General features: G+C 29.4%; 21 protein-coding genes and 1 CRISPR repeat array. Of the genes, 6 read left to right on the top strand and 15 right to left on the bottom strand.

All coding sequences use genetic code 11. The annotated features are described in order from the left end of the window. Window positions 1-3: 3 nt before the first annotated feature. The 6 genes from csm4 to ACY3IT_RS08940 form a co-directional block, all read right to left on the bottom strand. The gene (gene csm4 / locus ACY3IT_RS08965) at window positions 4-1,029 is read right to left on the bottom strand and encodes a type III-A CRISPR-associated RAMP protein Csm4 (RefSeq protein ID WP_463082602.1); all 1,026 of its coding nucleotides are present in this window, start codon (window positions 1,027-1,029) and stop codon (window positions 4-6) included. After that, window positions 1,019-1,780 (bottom strand): type III-A CRISPR-associated RAMP protein Csm3, encoded by a 762-nt coding sequence (gene csm3, locus ACY3IT_RS08960; RefSeq protein ID WP_463082601.1) that lies wholly within the window; start codon window positions 1,778-1,780, stop codon window positions 1,019-1,021. The genes csm4 and csm3 overlap by 11 nt, the downstream gene beginning before the upstream one ends. A gap of 17 nt (window positions 1,781-1,797) precedes the next feature. Then, window positions 1,798-2,238 carry a type III-A CRISPR-associated protein Csm2 gene (csm2, locus tag ACY3IT_RS08955; RefSeq protein WP_463082600.1) on the bottom strand — a complete coding sequence of 147 codons (441 nt, stop codon included), beginning with the start codon at window positions 2,236-2,238 and terminating at the stop codon, window positions 1,798-1,800. After that, a complete protein-coding gene (gene cas10, locus ACY3IT_RS08950) occupies window positions 2,235-4,679 on the bottom strand; it encodes a type III-A CRISPR-associated protein Cas10/Csm1 (RefSeq protein WP_463082599.1) in 2,445 nt (814 codons plus the stop codon). The genes csm2 and cas10 overlap by 4 nt, the downstream gene beginning before the upstream one ends. Before the next feature lie 2 nt (window positions 4,680-4,681). Beyond that, on the bottom strand, window positions 4,682-4,990 hold the full coding sequence (crn3, locus tag ACY3IT_RS08945) for a CRISPR-associated ring nuclease Crn3/Csx3 (RefSeq protein WP_463082598.1): 309 nt from the start codon (window positions 4,988-4,990) through the stop codon (window positions 4,682-4,684). A gap of 73 nt (window positions 4,991-5,063) precedes the next feature. Then, the gene (locus ACY3IT_RS08940; RefSeq protein ID WP_463083648.1) at window positions 5,064-5,309 is read right to left on the bottom strand and encodes a YkvA family protein; all 246 of its coding nucleotides are present in this window, start codon (window positions 5,307-5,309) and stop codon (window positions 5,064-5,066) included. Between the two features lie 145 nt (window positions 5,310-5,454). Continuing rightward, a CRISPR array of direct repeats spans window positions 5,455-6,678; the repeat unit is 30 nt; unit sequence GTTTCAATCCCTTATAGGTACGCTACAAAC. Window positions 6,679-7,162: 484 nt separating this feature from the next. Between ACY3IT_RS08940 and queD the strand changes: the two genes are divergently transcribed. The 4 genes from queD to folK are packed head-to-tail and all read left to right on the top strand — an operon-like array spanning window position 7,163 to window position 9,923. After that, complete coding sequence (queD, locus tag ACY3IT_RS08935; RefSeq protein WP_463082597.1) at window positions 7,163-7,519, top strand: 6-carboxytetrahydropterin synthase QueD; 357 nt, start codon at window positions 7,163-7,165, stop codon at window positions 7,517-7,519. Next, entirely contained in the window at window positions 7,512-8,312 is an 801-nt protein-coding gene (folE2, locus tag ACY3IT_RS08930; RefSeq protein WP_463082596.1) for a GTP cyclohydrolase FolE2, read from the top strand. Before queD ends, folE2 begins: the two co-directional genes overlap by 8 nt. Next, window positions 8,290-9,486, top strand: a complete 1,197-nt coding sequence (folP, locus tag ACY3IT_RS08925) for a dihydropteroate synthase (protein WP_463082595.1) — start codon at window positions 8,290-8,292, stop codon at window positions 9,484-9,486. Before folE2 ends, folP begins: the two co-directional genes overlap by 23 nt. Continuing rightward, complete coding sequence (gene folK, locus ACY3IT_RS08920; RefSeq protein WP_463082594.1) at window positions 9,468-9,923, top strand: 2-amino-4-hydroxy-6-hydroxymethyldihydropteridine diphosphokinase; 456 nt, start codon at window positions 9,468-9,470, stop codon at window positions 9,921-9,923. The genes folP and folK overlap by 19 nt, the downstream gene beginning before the upstream one ends. On the opposite strand, the gene cas2 is transcribed toward folK, so the two are convergent. Genes cas2 through cas6 form a run of 8 tightly spaced genes read right to left on the bottom strand, consistent with a single transcriptional unit; the run spans window position 9,918 to window position 18,180 of the window. Beyond that, window positions 9,918-10,181 carry a CRISPR-associated endonuclease Cas2 gene (gene cas2, locus ACY3IT_RS08915; RefSeq protein WP_463082593.1) on the bottom strand — a complete coding sequence of 88 codons (264 nt, stop codon included), beginning with the start codon at window positions 10,179-10,181 and terminating at the stop codon, window positions 9,918-9,920. The genes folK and cas2 overlap by 6 nt on opposite strands. Continuing rightward, entirely contained in the window at window positions 10,182-11,177 is a 996-nt protein-coding gene (gene cas1b / locus ACY3IT_RS08910) for a type I-B CRISPR-associated endonuclease Cas1b (protein ID WP_463082592.1), read from the bottom strand. Next, window positions 11,174-11,665: a CRISPR-associated protein Cas4 gene (cas4, locus tag ACY3IT_RS08905; RefSeq protein ID WP_463082591.1), complete on the bottom strand. Its 492-nt coding sequence runs from the start codon at window positions 11,663-11,665 to the stop codon at window positions 11,174-11,176. Before cas4 ends, cas1b begins: the two co-directional genes overlap by 4 nt. 3 nt (window positions 11,666-11,668) lie before the next feature. After that, window positions 11,669-14,032: a CRISPR-associated helicase Cas3' gene (gene cas3 / locus ACY3IT_RS08900; RefSeq protein WP_463082590.1), complete on the bottom strand. Its 2,364-nt coding sequence runs from the start codon at window positions 14,030-14,032 to the stop codon at window positions 11,669-11,671. Then, the gene (cas5b, locus tag ACY3IT_RS08895; RefSeq protein WP_463082589.1) at window positions 14,007-14,723 is read right to left on the bottom strand and encodes a type I-B CRISPR-associated protein Cas5b; all 717 of its coding nucleotides are present in this window, start codon (window positions 14,721-14,723) and stop codon (window positions 14,007-14,009) included. The genes cas3 and cas5b overlap by 26 nt, the downstream gene beginning before the upstream one ends. 13 nt (window positions 14,724-14,736) lie before the next feature. Beyond that, a complete protein-coding gene (cas7b, locus tag ACY3IT_RS08890) occupies window positions 14,737-15,648 on the bottom strand; it encodes a type I-B CRISPR-associated protein Cas7/Csh2 (RefSeq protein WP_463082588.1) in 912 nt (303 codons plus the stop codon). A 17-nt stretch (window positions 15,649-15,665) separates the two neighbouring features. Next, window positions 15,666-17,423: a TIGR02556 family CRISPR-associated protein gene (locus ACY3IT_RS08885; protein ID WP_463083647.1), complete on the bottom strand. Its 1,758-nt coding sequence runs from the start codon at window positions 17,421-17,423 to the stop codon at window positions 15,666-15,668. Beyond that, window positions 17,410-18,180 (bottom strand): CRISPR-associated endoribonuclease Cas6, encoded by a 771-nt coding sequence (gene cas6 / locus ACY3IT_RS08880; RefSeq protein WP_463082587.1) that lies wholly within the window; start codon window positions 18,178-18,180, stop codon window positions 17,410-17,412. Before cas6 ends, ACY3IT_RS08885 begins: the two co-directional genes overlap by 14 nt. Before the next feature lie 169 nt (window positions 18,181-18,349). On the opposite strand from cas6, the gene ACY3IT_RS08875 reads away from it, so the two are divergent. After that, window positions 18,350-19,069 carry a creatininase family protein gene (locus ACY3IT_RS08875; protein ID WP_463082586.1) on the top strand — a complete coding sequence of 240 codons (720 nt, stop codon included), beginning with the start codon at window positions 18,350-18,352 and terminating at the stop codon, window positions 19,067-19,069. A gap of 36 nt (window positions 19,070-19,105) precedes the next feature. Then, a complete protein-coding gene (locus ACY3IT_RS08870) occupies window positions 19,106-22,246 on the top strand; it encodes a diguanylate cyclase (protein ID WP_463082585.1) in 3,141 nt (1,046 codons plus the stop codon). 14 nt (window positions 22,247-22,260) lie between these two features. Here the strand turns inward: ACY3IT_RS08870 and ACY3IT_RS08865 are convergent, their stop codons facing one another. Then, window positions 22,261-23,124, bottom strand: coding sequence for a GH12 family glycosyl hydrolase domain-containing protein (locus ACY3IT_RS08865; RefSeq protein WP_463082584.1), 864 nt, complete (start codon window positions 23,122-23,124; stop codon window positions 22,261-22,263). Window positions 23,125-23,146 lie beyond the last annotated feature (22 nt).

The raw sequence follows: 23,146 nt of genomic DNA, 5'->3' as shown, positions 1-23,146 counted from the left end.
TCCTCAAGAGAATTTCCAGCCAATGGATTTTCCATAAGAAATGACTCTCATTTCTTTTATAGGCGATACATCTATATTTTGGCCTATATATGGTGTCTTTACTAAAGCTCCTTCACCTATTTTGTAATGAGTCTTTTTTCTATAACCTGTTGGTCCCTGATAATATATGAATCCATCTCTCTTTACTAAATTAAAATATATAATGTTGTCTACTTCTTCCTTTTTAGGTAAGCTTAGAGATAATGTAATTTCAAGATCCCCATTATCTGGAAGATCTAATTCTTCTTTCTCATAAAAATCAAACTGGCCTTTTCCTGTGCTTCTTTCTCCACCAATACCTTCCTCTATGAAAAGATTTAAGGAGGGAATAAATATTTCATTTAATGAATCATCTTTAGTTTTTAGAAAATATAGAAAAGGTTTAAGTTTCTTTCCTGTAGAAGTAGTGATAGTAAAAAATTCTAAATTTTCTTGAAAATATAGTCCTTGTGTTCTTTCTTCAGATATTGTTGGAACTCTTGGTATAGAAACTTTAGGCTCCAAATTTGTTTCCATAAATATAATATTTTCATCTTTTTCCCTAAATTCTTTTAGTTCTTCGTATTCTTCTTTAGAGATTAAGAATTTTGAGTTCATAGGTTTTAAGTTTTCTATTGTCTTTAAATAGATTATTTCATTGTCTTTATCGTAATTTTTAAGTAATTCTTTTAGCCCATTCCAAGAAATCCATTGAAATCTCTTAAACTTTTTGTGATCTTTATCTTCTTCTAGTTTTAGGGGAATATTGGGCATTGGTAAGAAAAGTATATCTTTTGAAGGTCCTTTTAATCCAGGAAATACTGATGAAATTATTAATTTCTCTTCAAATTCCTTAAATTTATTCTCATCAAATATTTTAAATAATGAATTACTAAGAGCAGAAAAAAGGGTATCTGAGTGAATTAAATGAGATGTTCTATCCATTCTTCTAAGCCCTATATGTAATACGATAGGTCCTTCTCTAAAAAGCTTATAAATTTCAACTCTCATTCTTTTTCACCTTCATTTGTCTTTCTAATTCTTCAATTAATTTGCTAATATCTATATCACTTAAAGATTTTATGTTTGTGTTGATAGGCTGCTTTTTATTATCTCCAATATAAGAGTTAACATTTTTTACATAAAAATTAAGGTTTTCAAATTTGATTTGTCCATAACCTCTGGTGCCACTTCCTCCCAGATAATCATCTTCCAGCAATCTTAAACCTTCTATAAATCTAGTAGTTAACTCTTTTATGTTGTCTTTTTCGTAAAAACTTATTGCACTTGAGAATTTAAATCTTGCTCCTGCGGGAACTCTCTCCATAGTTCTTGGATGTAAAGCTGTACCCCTTATTCTATCTATAATATTTTCAGTTTTTTCTTCTGTATACTCACCCTCTAATATCTCTCCAAATTCCTTTCTAAAATGTTCTTCATCTAAGAAGGAATCTCTGACAATTAAACGGGTTAAGGTTTTATTTCTTGCTGAGTGAGAACCAAAAAGATTGCAAATTACACAATTTTCTTTACCACAACCGCATGGATCACCATTCTCTAAATTTAAATGTTTTCTTTCAAGAAGACATCTAATTTTACCTTTTAGAGAAGAACCGGGTATGTAAGGAACACCTTTGGCTGTTTTAATTACAGGGTTATCAAGTCCACCAATCTCTCCTGTTTCTTTAGATCCACCTATGTGTAAGCCTGTAACTAAGGTTATCTCACCTTCTATAAATAATTTACCTATGAATTTATTCATTATTCTCCCCCCTTAAATTAATCTTTACCATAGAATTTCTGGTATGCTACAAGGGTTTCCATAAATTTTTGAATATTTTTAACATGGGTTTTGTCATCTGTAGCCTGCATTATTGGTTCTTTTAATAGTATATAGATCTCACCTAGAGCCTCTTTTTTGGATTTACTATCTTCTCTTCCTACTAAGTAGGCTAAGTAAGGTAGAGCCATTACAAGATCTGTAACAGACTTGGCTTTTTTAATAATTTCAAAGATTTTTCTTAACTTTGATGATGTGATATTAGAGGCTCTTTCTTGCATATAATCTTGTATTTGTTTATTGAATTTTTTAAATTCTTCTAATTCCAAGTTATCGAAGTTTAAAATTTTGTTTGAAAAACTTTGCTCTAATTTTTTTGTTACGTTTTCTTTCCATATAGATTCAAGAGATTTATTCTCTTTTATTGGATTGTTATTCATTGTTCACGCCCCCTTCTTGTTTTCATTTTGGCTATTTTAGTAGCAACTATTATTAATCTTGGATTTCTTATCTTTTCTTCCCCCCTTTCAAAGAGATTAGTGAGAAGAATCTTAGATAAGTTCTCTGCTAAATCTTTATAATCTCTTAAATAATACATAAATCTCCATATTGCAGGAGGGCTTATCTTACCTTTTAAGCTTGCTTCGAGAAGAGGATTAAAGCCTTTTATAGATCTTTGAATTTTTGAAATAACAGCTCTTGAGTATTTTTCTTTACTCATTTTTAAAATTCCTTTTGTTAATTTTTCAGAAATTTTCAAGGCTTCTTCAAATTCCCTATAGGTTAATATGTCTTCCTCTATACATATCTTTCCTTTTTGAGGCTTTTCTTCTTCAGGATATTTAAAACTTTTAGCCTTTTCTAAACCTTCTTCTATTAACGATGCTCCTCTTATTAGGGGGAAATTATCTGGCAAGTAGTATATACTTCCTGATATTGTGAATACATTTTTAGAACCTGTATATTCTTTGTATTTTGAGTGTATTTTTAATGCAAGTTCATTTATTTCATCATATGTACCAATAATGAATAGATCATCTCCTCCTATAAATACTGGATATATGTATCCTTTTTTGTCCTTTTCTGATGTCTGATTTTCTTTTTGTTTTTGACATTCTTTTATTAAATTGAGTACTTCTTTTTCAAAAAATAATTCTATCCTTCTACTCAATATACCATATCTTGTTAGGGAGATAGTTGTTTCTTTGTTCTTGATTCGTTCTTTTTCTTTTTCAGAAAGTTCTTTGAATATAGAGCCCATGTTGTCTGCATCCATTTTTAAGTAGGCAAGTTTTTTATCACCATATTCTTCACTATCTATCTTTTTTATGTTACTTTTTGCTATTTTTTCAAAGTCAGTAATTTCTATTCGATAACTGCCTAAAAGAAATCCATGAGGAATGAAATTTTTGTCTATAGATATGTCTTCAAGTTTATATATTCTTGTGTTTTTAGATTTAAAAGGATCTTCGGAAAAAGATAAAGAATAGCCAAGTGTTTCAAAAAAATCAAATACTGATTCAGGATAGTTTTTATTTATTTCTATTTTTTCTTCTATGAGATATTCTGATTCTATGGCTTTATTGGCTAACTCTATAAAAGATTTACATGTGCTACACCATCTTTCTTGTGGACTTGCATCTTCTATTTTTCTTTTACCGCATACTGTACAGTGTTCTCTTTCTTTAATATCTTCGTTTTTGGGACTGATGATTAGATCATAAAAATTTTCAATTTCTTTAAATCTACTCTTTTTTCTTATCTCTAATTTATCTTTAAGTTCTCTTTTTTTCTCAATAAAGTTAAATAAGTCGTTTATAGAAAGGTAACTCCATTCAATACCAAGATATAAGTCTTCTTCAAGAAGTTTCCACAAATTTTCTATAATAAAAGATCTAAGTTTTTTTAAGATATCTTCAGGAATGTATGATAATAAAAGTTCAAAATTACCTCCTCCAATGTATATAGCATTTACCTGAGAAAATCCTGTATTTTCAAGAATATATTTTGCCGAATATCTTGTTAATAGATCTAAAAATATGGATTTTCCTTTTAACATTCTGCCAGCCCTTTCTGAAGAGACGTTAAAAAGGAAACTTTGGATTCCAGAAAGGTCTCCGTTTATAAAAGTAAATAATTTTTTATCAAATATATTGTCTTGAGTATTATCTCTTTTTTGTGATTGCAGTCCTTTTTTTATTTTTTCTAAATCTTCTCTTGTTAATATTCCATTTGTATAATTTTTGTATAAAATGTGAGAAAGAGCTGTTGTAATTCTGGAATGATCATATATGGATATATCAGGTTCAAAACCTACAGTTTGAGCAGGTACATTGGAGAAGTAATATTCATAAAGAAGTAAAAGTTGTTCAAAATCTTCCACATATTTGAGTTTATTTAGAAATTCATTAAAGAGTTTGTCATATTCATATGGATCTATTTTTACTTCTTTTTTAGGGAATATATTTTCTAAAGTTGTTAACGGGTAAAAAAGATCATCAGCATTTTCGTCTATTCTTTTGAAGGGGGCTGATAATGGTATATTTGTGTACTCTCCTTTTTGTTCTTCTTTTTCCTCTCTTTCTGAAGAAGAAAGCCAATCTGCAATTTGTACTATAAGTCCGTATTCATTAGTAGGATTATGATGATTTAAAACTATATCTTCTACTTCTTCTGTTAGATTTTCAACTAAAAACTTGGGAAAATTTTTGTCTGAATTTTCTCTTATGACTCTTACTAATAAGGCAGAATATCTTGGGTGTCCATAAGAAATTTTCTGAAATTCTGGGGGTAATTCTTGTTTTTCAAATTTTTTAGTCCTTTCTAAGACTTTTCCTATATCGTGAAATAAAGAGGAAAGCAGAATTTTTTTATCATCCAAGTTTATCCCTCCCCATCAATATATATGTCTAAAACATCCCCCACTTTTATTGAAGGTACATGTGTTTCTATAACAACAGCTCCTAATCTTGGATCGTATACAGCAATAAATGGAGTAGAGTGGTAATAGTGAATTAAAAAGCCATATAACCATATAGGACCTCTTCCACTTATTATTAAACCTTTTCTTGAATTAATCTTTGGGGGTGTTATTTCTCTAAGAACAGATGGTTCTATATTCTCACTAAGGGTAAAGGAGAGAATTGTATATTCCTTATCCTCTTCGGTTTTTATAATTACTCTTTCCCCCATGTTTTTATTTTAACATATTTTTATTCATTAATGACAAATATTTACAAAAATCTTATTAATTTTTATGTTAATTTTACTTCCATTTTTGAAATATCTTTTTGATTATTATTAAAAAGATTACACTCCATAGAAATATAATTGGAATACTAAAATACCATTTCTTTTTTAAGCGGAGATTTTCTTTTTTTTCTATGCCTTTTTCACATTCTTCTATTATATTTTTAGGAATTACCTTTATAGTTAGAGAAATTAATAAGGGAAGAATAACTAAATCATCTAAATAGCCTATTATAGGAATAAAATCAGGAATAAAATCTATAGGAGAGAGAGCATAAGTAATAGTAATTAGGGCAAATAGTTTAGCTATAAAAGGAGTGTTTTTCCTTTTTAGGGCTAAGAATATCGCTGGAATTTTTTTTCTTTAAATATTTAGCTTTATCTTTCATTTTATGTACAGTATACCATTTTCAATCCCTTATAGGTACGCTACAAACTTTTTTGAGATTTTCGCCTGAGCTTTCGCTCAAGCGTTTCAATCCCTTATAGGTACGCTACAAACCGGAGTAAGCCCCTTCTCTTTTTGCCTCGATTACAGTTTCAATCCCTTATAGGTACGCTACAAACGGTGCGGAAAATCCCGCACCCCCGAAGTCTACCACTCGTTTCAATCCCTTATAGGTACGCTACAAACTTTTTTTTGTTTATTCATATTCAGATATTCTTATAGTTTCAATCCCTTATAGGTACGCTACAAACAATAATGCTAAGCTATATGACACTGTAAAAGAGATTTGTTTCAATCCCTTATAGGTACGCTACAAACTCAATCTCTATATCCACTTCCCACTTCTTCATCTCGGTTTCAATCCCTTATAGGTACGCTACAAACCACAGCTCAGGAAGCATACGCAAAACACAGAAACGTAGTTTCAATCCCTTATAGGTACGCTACAAACCAGTATCTACATTCTACACAGAGTACCCAGGGATTTGTTTCAATCCCTTATAGGTACGCTACAAACATAGCAATACAGCTTGAAAAACTCTCAACAGTGTAGGTTTCAATCCCTTATAGGTACGCTACAAACAAGGAGGTTTCCAAAATGAAGGATTTAGAAAGGTTTTTGTTTCAATCCCTTATAGGTACGCTACAAACTGGATAGACTTGAGGAAAACTCAAGTCAAAATTTAAAAGTTTCAATCCCTTATAGGTACGCTACAAACTCTTCCGATGTTGCAACAAACTCGCCTGTTCCGAGCGGTTTCAATCCCTTATAGGTACGCTACAAACCTGAAGGCAAAAGGGGTGGCCTTATGATACGAACATAGTTTCAATCCCTTATAGGTACGCTACAAACGGAGAATAATGAGAGTACTTCACGAAGTTAGATTACAGTTTCAATCCCTTATAGGTACGCTACAAACTAAGAAATGGCTTTAAAAAAAACTTTAAAAAAACTTGTTTCAATCCCTTATAGGTACGCTACAAACTCATATGCACAAGAATTTACAAAAATCATTGCAGAAGTTTCAATCCCTTATAGGTACGCTACAAACGAGTACAGATACAGAAAGAGAAAATATATATACAGGTTTCAATCCCTTATAGGTACGCTACAAACCATAACAGTTGAGATAGAAACAGATAATGACATTAGGTTTCAATCCCTTATAGGTACGCTACAAACCGAAGAAAGGGCCAAAAAAGATCTCTCTAAAAATTACTACCCTTATAGGTACACTACAATTTTGTTGGTAGTATAGCATGAGAAAAATTAGATGTAAATAGGTTTTGATGTGAAAATTTATATTTCTGTCGATCCTCCAGGGTTTTGGGGTTATCGGGGGTAGACTGTAAAAATAGTTTTTAAGAATAAGCTAAAATATTTTCTAATGAAGTAAAGAACTATTTTGGAAAATATTTGAGATAAAAAATCATTAAGAAATTAGTAAGAATCAAGTTGTGCAATAAAAGAAGGTTATCCCTAATTGTTACATTTTCTGTCAATCTCAAAAAAATATGAATAAGCCTAATTTGATTGAGATTTTTATGTAACAAAAATTTAGACTTACGATGATATAGAGAAGTTATAAATTTTTGACTTAAATGGTATAATCTATAGAGATTTATTAAGAGGTTTATATAAATCAAGTAAGGAGTAAGGTAAAAAAATGTTTCTAATTAAAAAATTTAAATTTGATGCAGCTCACAATTTAGTAAGCTATAAAGGAAAGTGTGAGAGATTACATGGACATACTTATGAATTAGTAATAGTTTTGGAAGGTAAGCCTGATGAGGAAGGTATGATTATGGACTTTGTAGAATTAAAGGATATCGTGAAAAAGGAAATTATTGATGTACTGGATCATAGTTATATAAATGATATAATCTCACAACCCACAGCTGAGAATATAGCTATATGGGTTTGGAATAAATTAGAAGGAAAATTAAGAGGTAAAAATTTTTCTCTTTATGAGGTACAAATATGGGAAACATCAGATAGTGGAGTGATATATAGAGGTGGATAATTTAAAAGATGTACAAAATGAAAAAGATGAGAGAGGTATATCCCTGAAAAAAGTAGGGATTAAGAATTTTTATTATCCCATAAAGGTTTTTGATCAAAGGAGAGGGCACCAATATACGATAGCAAAAATAGATCTTTCTGTGGATCTTAGACACGATTTAAGAGGTACACATATGAGTAGGTTTGTAGAAGTGTTGAATGAAATTGATGTAATTAGACCTGAAAATTTAGAAAGAATTTTGCAGAAGGTTAAGACAAAGTTAAAAGCAGAAAGTAGCCATATAAAACTTACTTTCCCTTATTTTATATGGAAAAAGGCTCCAATTTCGCAAATGGAGTCTCCTAATAAAATAGAATGTATAATTGAGGCGGAGCTTTTTGAAGATTTGGAGATGGTTGTAGGGGTAAAAGTTCCTATTCATACTCTTTGTCCCTGTTCTAAGGAGATAAGCGAATTTGGAGCTCATAATCAAAGAGCTATAGCAAATATAGAAGTTAAGTCGAAAAAACTTATATGGTTTGAGGATTTAGTTGAAATAGCAGAGAGTTCTGCAAGTGCCCCAATTTATTCTCTTTTAAAACGTCCAGATGAAAAATATATTACAGAAATGGCATATGATAATCCAAAATTTGTAGAAGATGTAGTAAGAGATATAGTTTTTATTTTGGATAAAGATAAAAGAATAGAGTGGTATAGGGTGGAAGTAATAAGTTTTGAAAGTATTCATAATCATGAAGCTTTTGCATGTGTAGAGAAGGGGTGGCTAAAGAATGATAATGGAGTTAACACTTGATTTTTTAATTAAAGAGATGGAAAAAGTAGGAGCTCATTTTGATTCTTTTTCAATTTTTCTAAGAAAAAGTAGAATTATTCCATTAAAGATTTTTGACATTACTTCTCCTACTGCCAATATTTTGAAGCAGGAGATGCTTTCTATTGGAGGAGATGTTGTAGTTCATAAAAATGTTGTTAATTGTGGAATAAACAAAAATGATGTAATTCTTCTTGGGACAAAAAAACATTATGATATTCTTATTAAAAAATTGGAAAATATCAATTATTTCGATATTCCTAAAGTTTATAATCTTTTAAAGAATTTTTTTGAGAAGGATAAAGTATCTTATATTGAATCTCCTTGGAAGAGAAAAATAATTTTTGATAGAACTTTAATAATGGGAATAATAAATGTGACCCCAGATTCTTTTTATGCCAATTCTCGTAAGATAAATTTAGAAGAGATTTTAAATACTGCTAAATATATGATAGAAAACAAGGTAGATATTATTGATATAGGGGGGCAATCAACAAGACCTGGCTCTGATCCTGTAGATGAAGAGGAAGAAATTAATAGGGTTATTCCTGCTGTAAAGATAATTAGAGAAAATTTTTCAAATATTTTTATTTCAGTGGATACTTATAGAGCAAGAGTAGCTGAAAAAGCAATTGAATTGGGGGCAGATATGATAAATGATATTAGTGGGTTTAGATTTGACGATAATCTTGTCAAAGTTATTTCTGAATATAAAATTCCTTATGTTTTAATGCACATGAAAGGTACACCTAAGGATATGCAAATAAATCCATATTATGATGATGTAATTAAAGAAATATATGAGTTTTTCTTAGAAAGATTAAATTATGCAGAGGGATATAGGGTTGATCTGGATAAGGTAATTATTGATCCGGGTATAGGCTTTGGAAAGAGATATGAGGATAATTTAGAAATATTAGCCAGAATAACTGAATTTAAAAGTTTGAAAAAACCTATTTTAATAGGAGCTTCAAGAAAAAGTTTTATAGGAAAAGTTTTAGGTGATATTCCTCCTGAGGAAAGATTAGAGGGTACTCTTGGAGTTACAGCTCTTTGTGCACTTAAGGATGTTGATATTGTTAGAGTTCACGATGTAAAGGAAAATAAGAGAGTAATTGATGTTATAGAGGCTATAAAATGCATAAGGTCTTCATAGCATTAGGGAGTAATTTAGGTGATAAAAGAAAAAATATAGAAATAGCTATAGAAAAGATTAAAGAAATAGGAATTAATATTTTAAAAATGTCTTCTATAATAGAAACAGAACCTTATGGATATAAAGATCAGGACAGTTTTTTAAATGCTGTTTGTTTGGTAGAGACAAATCTTGATCCATTTTCCTTATTAAAAGTTCTGCTAAAAATTGAAGAAGAGTTGGGAAGAAAAAGGATTTTTAAATGGGGTCCGAGAAATATTGATTTGGATATTATATTTTATGATGATTTAATAATTGAAACGGAAGAATTAATAATACCTCATCCTGATGCCCATAATAGGATCTTTGTTATGGGACCTATCTCTGAGCTCGAGCCAGACTTTATACATCCAGTTTTAAAAAGAAAAGTGCTAGATATATATAAAAGTCTTTTATAATATCTGTTCTCTTTTATTTTTCTCTATTCCTATTATCTGTCTTTCCGAATATTTTGTGGTTCTCATAATGTAGAAAATAACAGAATCTTCTTCCTCATCTATTATTAATTCTATTTCTCTTTTTAGTCTTTCATATTTTGCTTCTGTAATTTCTCCTTCAAGAACAGAATTTTGTATCCATTCTAAATACTTTCTTGCTGTATTTAGTACTTTATTAACTCTTTTCTGATTTACATCATAAACCATTATTATATACATTTACCAAGGAGATATGTAAGGAGAATATTTTTCTTCTCCTAATAAATGTTTCTCAAGTTTATAGAGTTCTAATCTTATTAATCTTCTGTAAGAGATTTTTCCTAAATCTTTATATTGAATAGTAGTTTTCATTTTTTCTTCAAAGTTTTGCACAAAGAGTTTCATCCCTTTTTCCTTAAGGTATACACCTTCCAATTTTTCGTCAAAATCTTTAGGTGTTATCTCTTTTTTATTTACCATAGAAAAGATAATTCTATCCACAATTATTGGTTTAAATATCTCTGCTATATCTAAATTAAGGGAAAATCTTCTGAAGTTTGTAGCATGTAGATATCCTATTCTTGGATCTAAATGGGTTTTGTATATTTCAGAGAGGATTGCTGTGTAGAGTAGGGAATTTCCAAAGCTTATAAGGGCGTTCATATAATTAGAAGGTGGTCTTTTGGTCCTTTCCTTAATGAAGAAATCCTCATTTTCTGTAATATCATTGAAACAAGAATAATAAATATCTCTTATATTACCTTCTAATCCCATGATTTCATCTACTTTTTTGCAACCTTCAATACCTTCAGCCAAATCTTCTATGGATTGTATTTTAGATTTTAATAAATCCTTACCTCTATTTGTATAATAGTTTAAAACCTTTCTTATATTATCAATAGCTCCTTTTACAAAACTTTTTGCTAATTCTAGTCTTTTTTCTTGATCTAAATAATATTCTGCTTGTTTTAGAATCATATATCCTGAATTGTAATGCTCCCTTGGATAAAAACTTCCCACATAATATTCATAGTAATTGTAAAAATGGAGAATTATTTCTTTTTGAGATAGATATTCTAAAATTTCTTTGTTTAAAGTTACCTCACCAAATATATGTAAGTCTCTTACATTTTCTATTGGTAAATATTTTTTCTGACCATCAGAAGTTTCAAAATATATAGTATTGTGCTTCCTTTTTAATTCCCCACTAGTAAAAATATATATACTTTCACTCATGACCAGCAAAACTCCCTATATGCACAGAGTTTACAATAAGGAATTTTTTGGGGTAACGGGGGTTTTCCCTTATATATGAGAATCTCGATCCTTTTAATAGTGTCCTCAATTTTCTCTTCCAATTCTTTGTCTAATACTACTCTAACTCTTCTTTTTTCTTTGGGAAATATAAGTAATCCATCAGCTTTTATGCCATAGTTATTTTTAAGAGAATATAGGTAAAAAGCGAGTTGAATTTTGGCGATTTCTTGCACTTTTGAACTCTTTTTTATCTCTCCTAAAATTAATGTTTTATTTTCAGTTTTTATAAGGTCTATAATCATGTTTTCTAAGCTTATTTTTTTCTTTTCGTCTGTAAAACTTTCTTCATCTATTAATCTACCAAGCTCTAAGTATGGATGGTCTTGGTCTGGAGTTATTTGATGGGCCATAAGCCATGCTTGTCTTTCGCATATTAAGAAACTCTCAATTAAACTTCCTGTAATCATATTTCACCAGAGTAGGATACCGCTTTTAATTTTATATCCTGTTTCTTTGTCATAGAAATCTTCTAAATTATCCTTAGATATATATCCAAAGCCATATTCAATAGCTGGTAGATTTTCTGCTCTTACAGGGATTGATATTACATATTTATAGAAATTACTTTTTATTTTTAGGAATTCTATTCTTCTTTCATAAATATCTTTTATTTCTTTAAGTTTTATATATTGATTCCATAGATTTTCTGCTTCTTCATTTAATTCTATAAATACGTCAATCTTGGGTTGATCTTCTTCAATAAGTTTGAAATCTTCAATACCTATATATTTATCATTTTCATTTTCTGTATATCCCGAATATCTTAATGAATAAATTGCATCCAAGAAGTTTTTAGATATGTCTTTGGCCTTTCTTTCATTAATCTCATAAAAATAATTTTGTATATAGTTGAGAAATTCTACTTCTTCAATTTTTTCATCTTTTTTAAGAATATTGTTAGTAACATCCAAAAGAATTTTGTCATATATGTATGAAGCATATCTTCTTTTATCATCTTGTAATGAATATAGATATACCTCTCCTATATCTTTTAACCAGTTTCTATTACATCTTCCTGCTGATTGGTTTATAGAATCCAAGGGTGCAATATCTCTATAAACAATATCTAAATCAATATCCACACCTGCTTCTACTAATTGAGTTGTAACCACTATTCTTTTTTCTCCTTTTTTTATACTCTCGATTCTTTCTAAACGATCCTTTGGTATTATGTGGCTTGAAAGAAAAACTATATCTTCCTTAGTTTTTTCTTTTAAAAGACTGTAAAATTTTTGAGCTGAGTTTATTGTATTAAAGATAAACATATAAGATTTGTCAAGTTTGATGTCAATGTTTTCAATGAATTCCTCTAATAAGAGAGATTCATTAAGACGAGGAATTAATATTGTGCGATTTAATTTTGTAAAGTAGTCTTCAGCGTTTGTTAAGTTGAGGGTTTCGTCCTTTTTAAATATAAGGGGTTGAGTTGCTGTAGAGAAAATAATATAGGTATTAAATTTTTCTACAAGTTCTTTAAATATTTCCCTTAAAAGGTACCAATATTTAATAGGAATAGATTGTACTTCGTCTAATATGATAATACTTCCAAATATTCTATGTAATTTTCTTAGATTTGAATTTTTATTTGATATCAATGTATGAAATAGTTGTACAAATGTAGTTATTATTATCTCTGAATTCCAGCCTTCTATTAATATTTTTGCATGGTCAGGCTCTATTTCATTGTCATTGTATGTATAGTAGATTTCCGAAAGGTGGTGATGTTTTAATACTATGGTAGAATCTATGTTTCCAAAATACTTTATTAGGACTTTTTCGAGTACACTTGCATTTTGCTCTATAATACTTAGGAAAGGTAATGAGTATATAATTCTTGGGGTATATCCTTTCTTTTTTCTTATTTCTTCTCTTAGCTTAAGGGCGAAGGCAAAAGAAATGAAGGTCTTTCCAAGACCTGTTGGGAGAGTTAGAGAATAAATTTTTTGATCAAGGTCAATCTTTTTGTTTATTACTTCTTGATATGCATTTTCTCGAAGCTCATTTATAGGTTTTTTGTCAGTTTTTAAATCTTTTTTATAATGATCTACTATTATGTATGGAATATCTAAGGGGTTTCTTTCTGGCTTTCCTATAGTTACTTCACTTTTGTCTGCATCTATTAAGAGGGAGAAGAGTAGGTTATTTAATAAGTAGTATTCTGTAGCATTTTCGTGTTTAAGGTTTTTGATTTTTATTCTTTTAATCTTTATATCTTTTGATACTGCTTCTACGATATCTTTAAGTTTATCTTTTGTGATTTCACTAAATAAAGCTTCATCAATATTTTTTATCAATATATTAAATTTTTCTTCATCTATACTTTCAATTTGTCTATAGAGCAATTCTTTATCTTCTTCAGAAATATCAATTTCTATGAGTATGTCTAAAAAATTTCCATGATGCCTTTTAACATTTATATAAGAGAACATGGGGAGTATTATTTTGATATTATCCGAAATATTTTCTTTTTCAAAAACTTTCTTAGTGATGTAATAAGCAATGAAGGAGGAGAGGAGAGAGTGCCTTGTTTCTTTACTTCCCTCCTCCTCTCCAGAAAGTAAATATTCTTGGAAAAAACTTGTAGCTTTTCCTATATCATGGGATAAAGTATTAATTTTTATTAATTTTTGTAGTTGTTCCTTTGATAGGAATAAGTTTTCCATAGGTACATCGTTTAAGAAACTGATAGCAAGATTCATAGTGTTATTTAAGTGTACTTCTAAATATTTATTTGGATGGGAAAATAAATTAGAGAAATATGACATTTGTTCCATCTTCTCCTTGATAAAATTTATCTATTTTAACTTTGATGGGTTTTCCTTGGCTTTCAAAGATGATATCTTCGTATCTTTCTACTATTCTATTACTATTCATTATTAATGGAATTCTTTCTTTAAAATAGCTTTTTCCTTCCTCAAAAATTATCTTGTTTTCTAATATTTGGGATATAGGGATTATTGTGGATACATAAATTTCATTATTCTCTTTCTCTGTAAAGTTTTTTATTCCAACAAACTGAAAATCTCCTAAAAGTTCTGAAAGGCCTAAAGAGAATGTGTAATAACTTCTATGGTTTTTAATATTTTCTACAAATTTATTAAATAATTCTTCATTCTTATGGTAAAAATATATTCTATATCTTGGATTTTTAATAAACTCTGTTTTTACCTGGGTTCTTGCATCATGGTTTTTCTTTTTGACTGGTATCCAAATGTTTCCTTTTGTGTTTATCAAATTTAAGCCTAATCTTATCTTTTTAATAGGATTTATAATTTGCAATGCTATTTTGCAATTATTAAAGGAAAATGTTTCTAAATATTCTTTTCTATCTATTCCTAAAATAGCTCCAAGCATACCGAATATGGTAGGAGGGGGAGGAAAAGGAAAGGAAAGGGGAGATGATGTGGTATAGAATTTTCTAAAATGGGCAAATTCTCCAAAAATATCAAAAACCAAGACTTTCATTAAAAATCATCTCCTAAATCGGTAGTTCTTCTGCTTGGAAATCTTTTAGAGACTCATTTAACGATACTTCTTTACCGTCTAATACTAAGTTTACTCTTTCGTCTACTTTATATCTGATTTTTTCAATTTTATTATTATTTTCCGTTAATACCTTTATTAGTTCTGTGATGTCTATTTTTACTTGGGATATATCTCTTATTTTTTCATCCTCTATATCTGATATAAGTTTTATTCTTCTATCTAATTCGCCTATGTAAAAATATGAGTCAGGTTTATAGATAATTTGTATTAATAATCTTGGAACTTGACCAAATTTTGAGGTAGATATCAGGTTCTTTGTACCATGCCAAATTCCTTCTAACATATGATCGATATCTTCTTCGGTAAGGGGAATATTTTGGACTTTTGCTAAATTTTCATTTACTATTCCATAAAAGGCTATTAAAGAATAAGGAAGAATGTATTTTTCAGTAAATGTACCTTGAGTTTTGCCTGATTTTGATGGCATGACTGTTGTACCTTTTATATAAGTCAGATCAACTTTATGAAGAGATCTTCCAAATTTAAACTGTACTGGTCCAGTTAAAGTCATGGTTTTCCCTTCTACTGCAGTGGTTGCTCCAAAGAGTCTTATATCAATGCATTTTTCAATAATCTCATTATTATCTTTGTATTCCTTTAATCTATCTTCTTTAGTTTTTAGTTCTCCTTTATCATCTCTTATTTCTCTGACAAAAACTTCTAACCCTTTATATTCATATAAATAGTCCCTTATTGTTCTTTTAAGTCTTACGTCTGTAACAATATTTGTTCCTGTTTCTTCATCTATTCTTGGTTTGTTTTCATCCATTGGATCACCATTTGGATTTGCATCTGTTACGTCATAGAGAAAAAGAATTTCAGATCTATTTTTTAGCACACCCATCTAAAACACCTCCTATTTTATTTTTTGTCTGGATAAATATATGGTTTTAGTTCATCTAATAGGTTCATACCACATGCAAAGTAGAAATTAAGCTCATCATTTGAAAGTTTCCAGTTATCTCCAGCGAGAAGTAGATAGTAGGAAGCTTCTTCTGCTAATTTTTGTTTTCCTATATCAAAGGAATCGTACTCTTGTAATTTATTTATTACTTTTGGAAGAAGCCCTTTAAAGTCTTTTTCTTCCATTTTTAAACTTTTTAGTTGTTTTCTAAAAGGATCACTACCTCTTTCTAAATATTGTACATTTAATAGCATTTGGGTTAAGGCGCCGAGCAAGAAAAGTCCCTTTTTAATAGGATGATTGAAAGTTGGAGAAAATTTTTTAAATATAGGCTCAAATAATCTTTCTTCTTCCATATTTATCACCTCCATAGGGATTAAATCTAAATAAAGTAGAAACAAAAGTGACATTAGGGCATCTTTTACTACATAGGAGAAATATTCATCTCTAACATACTGAGTTCTTATTTTCCTCGTAAAAAATTGAAATATGAAATTTTTGTCTATGGATCTATCTTTGAATATGCGATCTACAATTTCTAAAAAGTAATTTACAAGGTCTGTTTCTCTTTTGTCAGGATCTGATTTTGAAAAGAATGTCCATAGATTTCTCATAGTGAAATCTGTGTTAAATAACTTATCTACTTTTTCTTTTGCTTTAAATATACTTCTTAGTCGAGAGGGTAAAACATCTTCTATGAGTGCAAGGATTTTTTCTGCACTTTGTTTTCTTTCTATAAATAAAAAGTTTAAAGTAATGTAATCTTCGGTATCAGATAAATACTGTAAAATATCTTCTTCATCTCCAAGATATCTCTTGGCAGTATTTTTCTTTAGAGATAGCAGTTTTGGAGTATCGAAAAATATATTATAAACATCTTCTTTTATAAATTCCCTTCCTAAGAGGAATTTAGGAATAAGTTGATAAGAAATTCCTGCCATTTTGAAAGTAAGCTCTTTTTCAATGTATTCTTTTCCTTTTTCTAAACTTCGTCTACAATCTTCACATAATGGAAAATTCTTCCATGCTTCTTTTTCTTTGAAACCACCACAGATAAATCCTGGTTTATCTATTGTATAGAAGGCATATATACCGTCTCCTATGGTAACTTCTTTTTCCTCTAAGCATATAGAGCATTGGCCTATATTAGAACCTTTTTTACTCTCTTTTATTTTTACCAATTTTTCTAAGGTTTTTATAAAAACCTCCTTGTCTCCTATATATTCTGTTTTTCCTTCTTTTTTGAATTTTAAGGTTAGAAATATACCTTCCTTTTTCGAAATGTCTTTTGATTTTTGCTTAAATTCCTCAATTATTTCATTTTCGTGATTTTTTAATACTGTATAAATCTTTTCTAAATACTCTTTTTCCTCTTTGGATAGCTCTAAATTTTTTCGGGAAAACACATCTTTGAACCAATTTAAAACTTTAATGTATAGAGTTTTTTCTATCTCTGTAACTTTTGTTGAAGGTGTAAAGTTAGGTCCGTTAGAGGGTCCGCTTCTGTATAGGTATTTTATTATCTTGTCTGATTCATAGTCTTCAAGTTCAATTCCTATATACTTTATTTCACCATTTTCTTCAAAAGTTAAGCAAAAAACGTTATTATATTTTTGGTTAGGGTTTGGATCTTCTATAAGGATTTCAATCTGGTTTTTGATATCCTTTTTTAGTAATATATCTCCTATCTCTTTAACCGCATCAAGCATCTTCATCACTCTCCTTTCCTCTCCATATTTCCCACATTCCAAATCCTGCTGAATTTTTATTTCCTAAGCCTGTCTCGTAGGTGAGATAAATTAATTCTGGATCCCCTAGGAGTTCGTAGATGCCAGTGTATCCTTCTATAATGGTGTCCTTAAATTTTATAATTTTTAAGTTTTCTTGTACTGAGAATTTTAAAGGTTTTATTTCAAGAGACATTTGTTCTGCATCTTTTCCGTAAAGAAGATGATATTTTTTCTTTGCGTTTTTCTCAATAAGTTTTGAGAATTCTTTATCAATTGGTTTGTAATAATGTACAATTTTTTCACCATCCTTTTTATATAAAGTGCTGTATATGGTAATAGGGGATAAAGCTTTAATTATTACTTTATTTTCTATCTTTGGAGTAGTTACTATTTCAAGCTGAGAGATGTATATCTTTTTATTGCATAATTTAAATTCTCTTTCTTTAAAACTTCTTTCAGCTAAATTCCCTACTATATCTTCTATGGGAGAAGAGAAATATATGGTTATTTTTCTTTTGAATATTAATTTTTCATTATCTTTTGTGGGAATTCCTTTTTCTAATATGCGGGAAAAGGTGAAAAGTTTAAATCTTCTTTTTCCTAAGGGAAAACCTACATTATGAAGTTTGGTGGCAAGATCAGGGGTAAAAGTTTTGTATATGAGAGCTTGAATATGGTAGTTATAATGTTTTGGAAGTATTATGTCCCCATCTAGGCTTTCATATGTTAATTTTATTCTCATATCTTCCCCCTTTTTATAATTATACTATAATATTATACTTATACGTTATTACTTATTTCTATTTTATTTACAATCTTATAATTTTTATTTTGAGAGTACCATAATAAAGTGACAAAAATAGACCCTGATAAAATATTTTTAGAGAAAAAATTTTAGGAGGGTTAAGAATATGATGAAATATAGATATGAAAATATGTTTCCCCATCAACTAAGGGAAGTTTTAAATAGTAAACCTATAGTTTATTTACCTATAAGTCCTATAGAGTGGCATGGAGAACATTTGATTTTTGGTACCGATGCTTTTAGGGCAAGAAAAGTATTGGAGTTGGTATGGGATGAAATAGGGGGAGTTTTATTTCCTACTTTATTTATAGGTGCTGATGGTATAAAGATAAAAAATGGAGAGAATTTATGGGGAATGGAGATGTTTGCAGAAGAAAAAATTCCAGGAAGCGTATTTGTGAAAAAAGATGTTCTTTATTATCTTCTTAGTGATGTACTTTTCTTTTTAGAGAGAACAGGATTTAAAATGGCAGTAGTTTGTAGCGGACATATGGCTAAAGAACAGATCAAGGTTATTGAGAGATTGGAAAGTGAATATAGGGGCAGGGTTATGAAGGTTTTGGGATGGCATTGGGGTAAGGTAAAGTATCCAGAGGAACTTGTATCAGCAAATCCTATGCATGCCGGAATAGAGGAAAGCAGTGAAATGATGAGTATAGATTTAGGTTATGTTGATCTTGATAGAATAGGAAGCAATAATGTGGATGTAAAGGTTGGGCTTACAAAAGAAGCTCTTAAAAGTATAGATGAAAAACTTGGGGAGAAAAGATTAAATTATGAGGCTCAATGTTTGATAAAAGAAATTAAATCTTTAATGAATTTGTGATACAATTTAATTAATAAATGATATAAAAATAAATAAATGGGGTTAATCTTGCAGAATATTAATTATTTAGAATCTCTCCTTGATAGGGAGAGAATAGTATATTTAGATTTTCCACAAGGAAGTGGAAGAACATATATACTAAAGTCTTTATACAATAAATTAAAATCCCAATCTATCTTTACTCATTATGCATCACATAGGACTCCTATTGGTGAATTTTTCTTATCATTGCTTAATTTGATTGATAAAAAAAGGTTTTTAGAAGAGAAGGGTCATATAGTTGGACCTATTTTAAGGCGTTATATACATCCAAGGTTTTTGTGTCTTTTGAAAGATTATGATGCTGAAGAGGTAATCACAAAAGATGCTGAGATCTCTCAAATTTTGGATATTATTAAGGTAATTCTTGAACGTAAAACTATAAAATACTGGTTTTTCGATAATTGGCAAGAATACTTGTATTTTAATGAAATTTTTTCAGAACTAATCCCCTATTTAAGGAAAAAGTATGATATAAGATTTTTAATTGCGGGGAAGGATTTTGCTTTGAATTGTTTTAGGCTTAATCCTGATAAGTATGTTGTACCTATAACTAAGGAAGGTATTGTAGTTTATGAAATGTCTAAGGCTTTTAATATTACCCCTAAAGAAGCTAAAAAATTATATAACTTAAGTAAGGGTAATTGGAATAATGCAGAAATTATTTTTGTGAATCAATTTAAACCTTTAGATGAGATTATACATGAAAAAGTCTCTAACCTTTCTGAGAGTGATAAAAATGCCCTTTTTACTTTCACCATAGTGGGTAAAACATTTTCTTCTACTACTATAAAGGCTGTTAAGGATATTTATGGCCCTCTTAAATTTATGAAGGAATTTGCTGAAAGCAGAATTCTAAAATGGGAATATCCTTTATGGAGATTTGCTTCAGAAGATGTACTTAATAATATTAGAAGCTATATAAAGGATGAAAAAGTTTTAAGAGAGAAATTTGCTAAAAAGCTTTCTTCATACAATTACTCTGATTTATGGGGAAGACTGGCTTTACTTTCAGAGGATGATATAAGAAGTTGGACTTTATTTAAACTTAAGGAATATAGAAGTACATATAATCTACAGAGAAAAAGCAATATTCTAAAGGAGATTCTTCAAAAAGAGATACCCAATAAGGATCTTTACAGAAGGGAATTAATTGATCTACTTATTAATTTCCAAGAATTTTCTTGGGCTTTAGAACTTATAAATGATTTGGAAAAAAATAATTTATTAGATTTAGCAACTAAGGTTAGATGTCTATCTTATCTTGGTAAATATGAAGAGGCAGAAGAAATTATTAAGAATAATTTTATGGATATTTCTGTATCTTATGAAACCCCAGAGATTCTTTCAAGAATAGGAAGTTATTATTTCTTATCTAAGAAGGTTGAGGATGGATTATATCTTTTTAACAAATATCTTGATCAAGTTATAAATCTCAAATCTTCTCCTAAGTATTTGGCTAATTTTTATAACATGCTTGGACTTTTGACTATGGGAGAGAATAAATATGAGAAGGCTTTATCCTTTTTTGAGACTGGCCTTTCTTTTGCAAATAAGACAAAGGACAAAGTAATTTTGCATAAATTATTGAATAATATAGGGGATTTGAAGGCTTACTTGAACGGTCCGAGAGCGTCTATTTCTGCTTCTTTGAAGGCATACGAGCTTTCAAAATATCTATCACCAAATTTAGTGGTTATAAGTTTAGGAAATCTTATAAAGAATAAGATTCAATATTGTAATTATGAAGAAATGATAGGTTTAATCAATATCCTTGAAAGTCTTTTAGAGGATATTAAATTTGATTATTTTTTATATTCAGGTTATAGGAGATTAGCAATATCATATCTTTCTTATGGAAAATTAAATGATTTGGAAAGAATAATTCAGAAACTGGAAGAAATTAAAAATATAAAAGAGAGTGAAATATTAGTGAAGATATTAAAGACTTTTCTAAATAAGGAATATGATATTTCTGAAGAAGAAGTCCTTAATACTAAGGAGGAACAAATAATTACCTTATATATGAAACTTTCTGCTGAAAGAGGATTTGATCTTTCAAAGTCATTAAGAGAATATCCTACAGACTTTCCTTTGCATGTTTTCTTGAAGGGGTTTATTCTAAGAGAAAGTTTTTTTAATCTTATAGGTTACATTGATGAAATGTTAGAAAGATGGGAGTTTTTAGATGCTTTATATTCATACATGCTTCTTGATGAATATATGGTTAAGAGAGAATTTTTTATGGGATTTCTTCCATATGTAAGATTGGAAGCTTTTGAGCTTGCTATTCTTCTTGGGATTGAAGATGTGATAAATAAAATAAAAGAAAAGATGGGTGATACTTATAAGGAGATAATACAAGAACACTCCAAATTAAGAGCTCTTGATCTTTATATGGGAAAAGCACTGATGGAGGCAAGAGAAGAGGAAGAGGCTATGGAGATTATATATAGAATTTTGACAGATTTTTTGGAAGATTTTATGGTAAGGATAGATATAGGGGATAGAGTCTTAGAGAAAGGAAATAGACTTTTATATGATTCTCATTTAAGACCTACTTATAGAAGAATGCCGTATACAATTAAGCTTTATTCCTTAGAAAAACCTTCTCCTAAAGTCTTCTTTATTATGAGAAATATACTTAAGAATTTTATTATCTTTTGGGAGAAAAAATATGGAATTTATGATCCTTTAACAGGTATTTTTAATAGATCTTATGGAGAAAGAAAAATAGAAGAAGCCTTTTCTGACTTTGTAAGAGAAAAAGAGAAATTTAGCGTTGTATTTATAGATATAGATTCTTTTAAAAAGATTAATGATACTTTGGGACATTTATATGGTGATTACTTATTGAAAGAAGTTGCTAATATTATTAAAAATTCAATTAGACAAAACGATTCTGCTATTAGATGGGGTGGAGATGAATTTCTTGTAATTTTGAGAAAGGCTGATTATGATGATGCTTTAAAAGTGGTGGAAAGGATAAAAATGCATATTGATAATTCTACCAACGGAAAAATAAAAATAAGTTATGGAATAGAGACTTCTTCCGAAGATATTACTTCACCTTATGAATTAATAAGTAGGGCTGATTTTAAGATGTATAAGTATAAGTATGAAAGAGGGGAGAGGTAATTCTCCCCTCTTTTTTATTTATTTTCTATATCAAAATTTGAAAATGTCCATCCAAATTTTGCAGATGTAGTATAAGGATCTCCAAATTCAGTTCCTATTTCCCAATCTGTAACGTACATTTGGTCAAACTGTTCTGGAGTAATTCTTTTAGAGTATTGCTTAATAATATCTCTCAAATTTTTTAGAAAATCATTTATAGGTATCTTTACTTCTCCTTCCTTTAAATTCTCCTTTGATCTGTAGGCTATATAATCCCATGACATAGGAGATACATAGACCTCCCAAATTATATCTTTAACCCTTCCATTATATATAATTGGAATCTTTACTTCTGCAACCTTTCTACCAGCTGGTCCTAATTTTTGGGCGTATAGCCATACCATCATTTCAATATCACCAGAAGAAACTGATTTTTGTTTTTCTTCACGTGTGATCCATGTTTCCATGGCAAAATTTATTGGTAGATAGCTTTCATGCCATAAAGAGTATTTAAAGTTAAAATAGATGTCAGGGAATTTAGATACTTTTTGTGGAAGAACAAGTTTTTCGCAATATGTTCCTCGAACAGACCATGGTTTATACCCATAATAGACTTCTGGGTATCCATGTACCCATGAATTTTTATCCTTTAATACAATATTTTTTATGTCTGCATAATACTCTACTGTATCATCTTTTTCATAAAATGCCATCCAAGTTTCTCCTTCATAGCTTGAAATATTCCAAAAATTAAGCTCCATAGTAAGAGGAAGATTTTTAGTTTTGATATCTGCAGAAGAAGGTTCTCTAAGAATAAGAGCATCTTTATAGCGTGGTTCTGCCCCTAATATAGGTATCATAAAAAGAAGGAGAAAAATAAAGATAAGTAAGCGTTTCATTTTATACCTCCCCTCTATGTTT

This window comes from Dictyoglomus sp. GBS, assembly GCF_055179815.1.
The sequence above is the reverse complement of the archived record's forward strand: the minus strand, read 5'-3'. Positions and strand labels throughout refer to the sequence as shown.

What these genes read in the sequence shown, in the direction of transcription:
- csm4 (WP_463082602.1), bottom strand. Translation starts at nt 1,029, where the DNA reads ATGAGAGTTGAAATTTATAAGCTTTTTAGAGAAGGACCTATCGTATTA.
- csm3 (WP_463082601.1), bottom strand. Translation starts at nt 1,780, where the DNA reads ATGAATAAATTCATAGGTAAATTATTTATAGAAGGTGAGATAACCTTA.
- csm2 (WP_463082600.1), bottom strand. Translation starts at nt 2,238, where the DNA reads ATGAATAACAATCCAATAAAAGAGAATAAATCTCTTGAATCTATATGG.
- crn3 (WP_463082598.1), bottom strand. Translation starts at nt 4,990, where the DNA reads ATGGGGGAAAGAGTAATTATAAAAACCGAAGAGGATAAGGAATATACA.
- queD (WP_463082597.1), top strand. Translation starts at nt 7,163, where the DNA reads ATGTTTCTAATTAAAAAATTTAAATTTGATGCAGCTCACAATTTAGTA.
- folP (WP_463082595.1), top strand. Translation starts at nt 8,290, where the DNA reads ATGATAATGGAGTTAACACTTGATTTTTTAATTAAAGAGATGGAAAAA.
- folK (WP_463082594.1), top strand. Translation starts at nt 9,468, where the DNA reads ATGCATAAGGTCTTCATAGCATTAGGGAGTAATTTAGGTGATAAAAGA.
- cas2 (WP_463082593.1), bottom strand. Translation starts at nt 10,181, where the DNA reads ATGTATATAATAATGGTTTATGATGTAAATCAGAAAAGAGTTAATAAA.
- cas1b (WP_463082592.1), bottom strand. Translation starts at nt 11,177, where the DNA reads ATGAGTGAAAGTATATATATTTTTACTAGTGGGGAATTAAAAAGGAAG.
- cas4 (WP_463082591.1), bottom strand. Translation starts at nt 11,665, where the DNA reads ATGATTACAGGAAGTTTAATTGAGAGTTTCTTAATATGCGAAAGACAA.
- cas3 (WP_463082590.1), bottom strand. Translation starts at nt 14,032, where the DNA reads ATGGAACAAATGTCATATTTCTCTAATTTATTTTCCCATCCAAATAAA.
- cas5b (WP_463082589.1), bottom strand. Translation starts at nt 14,723, where the DNA reads ATGAAAGTCTTGGTTTTTGATATTTTTGGAGAATTTGCCCATTTTAGA.
- cas7b (WP_463082588.1), bottom strand. Translation starts at nt 15,648, where the DNA reads ATGGGTGTGCTAAAAAATAGATCTGAAATTCTTTTTCTCTATGACGTA.
- ACY3IT_RS08885 (WP_463083647.1), bottom strand. Translation starts at nt 17,423, where the DNA reads ATGAAGATGCTTGATGCGGTTAAAGAGATAGGAGATATATTACTAAAA.
- cas6 (WP_463082587.1), bottom strand. Translation starts at nt 18,180, where the DNA reads ATGAGAATAAAATTAACATATGAAAGCCTAGATGGGGACATAATACTT.
- ACY3IT_RS08875 (WP_463082586.1), top strand. Translation starts at nt 18,350, where the DNA reads ATGATGAAATATAGATATGAAAATATGTTTCCCCATCAACTAAGGGAA.
- ACY3IT_RS08870 (WP_463082585.1), top strand. Translation starts at nt 19,106, where the DNA reads ATGGGGTTAATCTTGCAGAATATTAATTATTTAGAATCTCTCCTTGAT.
- ACY3IT_RS08865 (WP_463082584.1), bottom strand. Translation starts at nt 23,124, where the DNA reads ATGAAACGCTTACTTATCTTTATTTTTCTCCTTCTTTTTATGATACCT.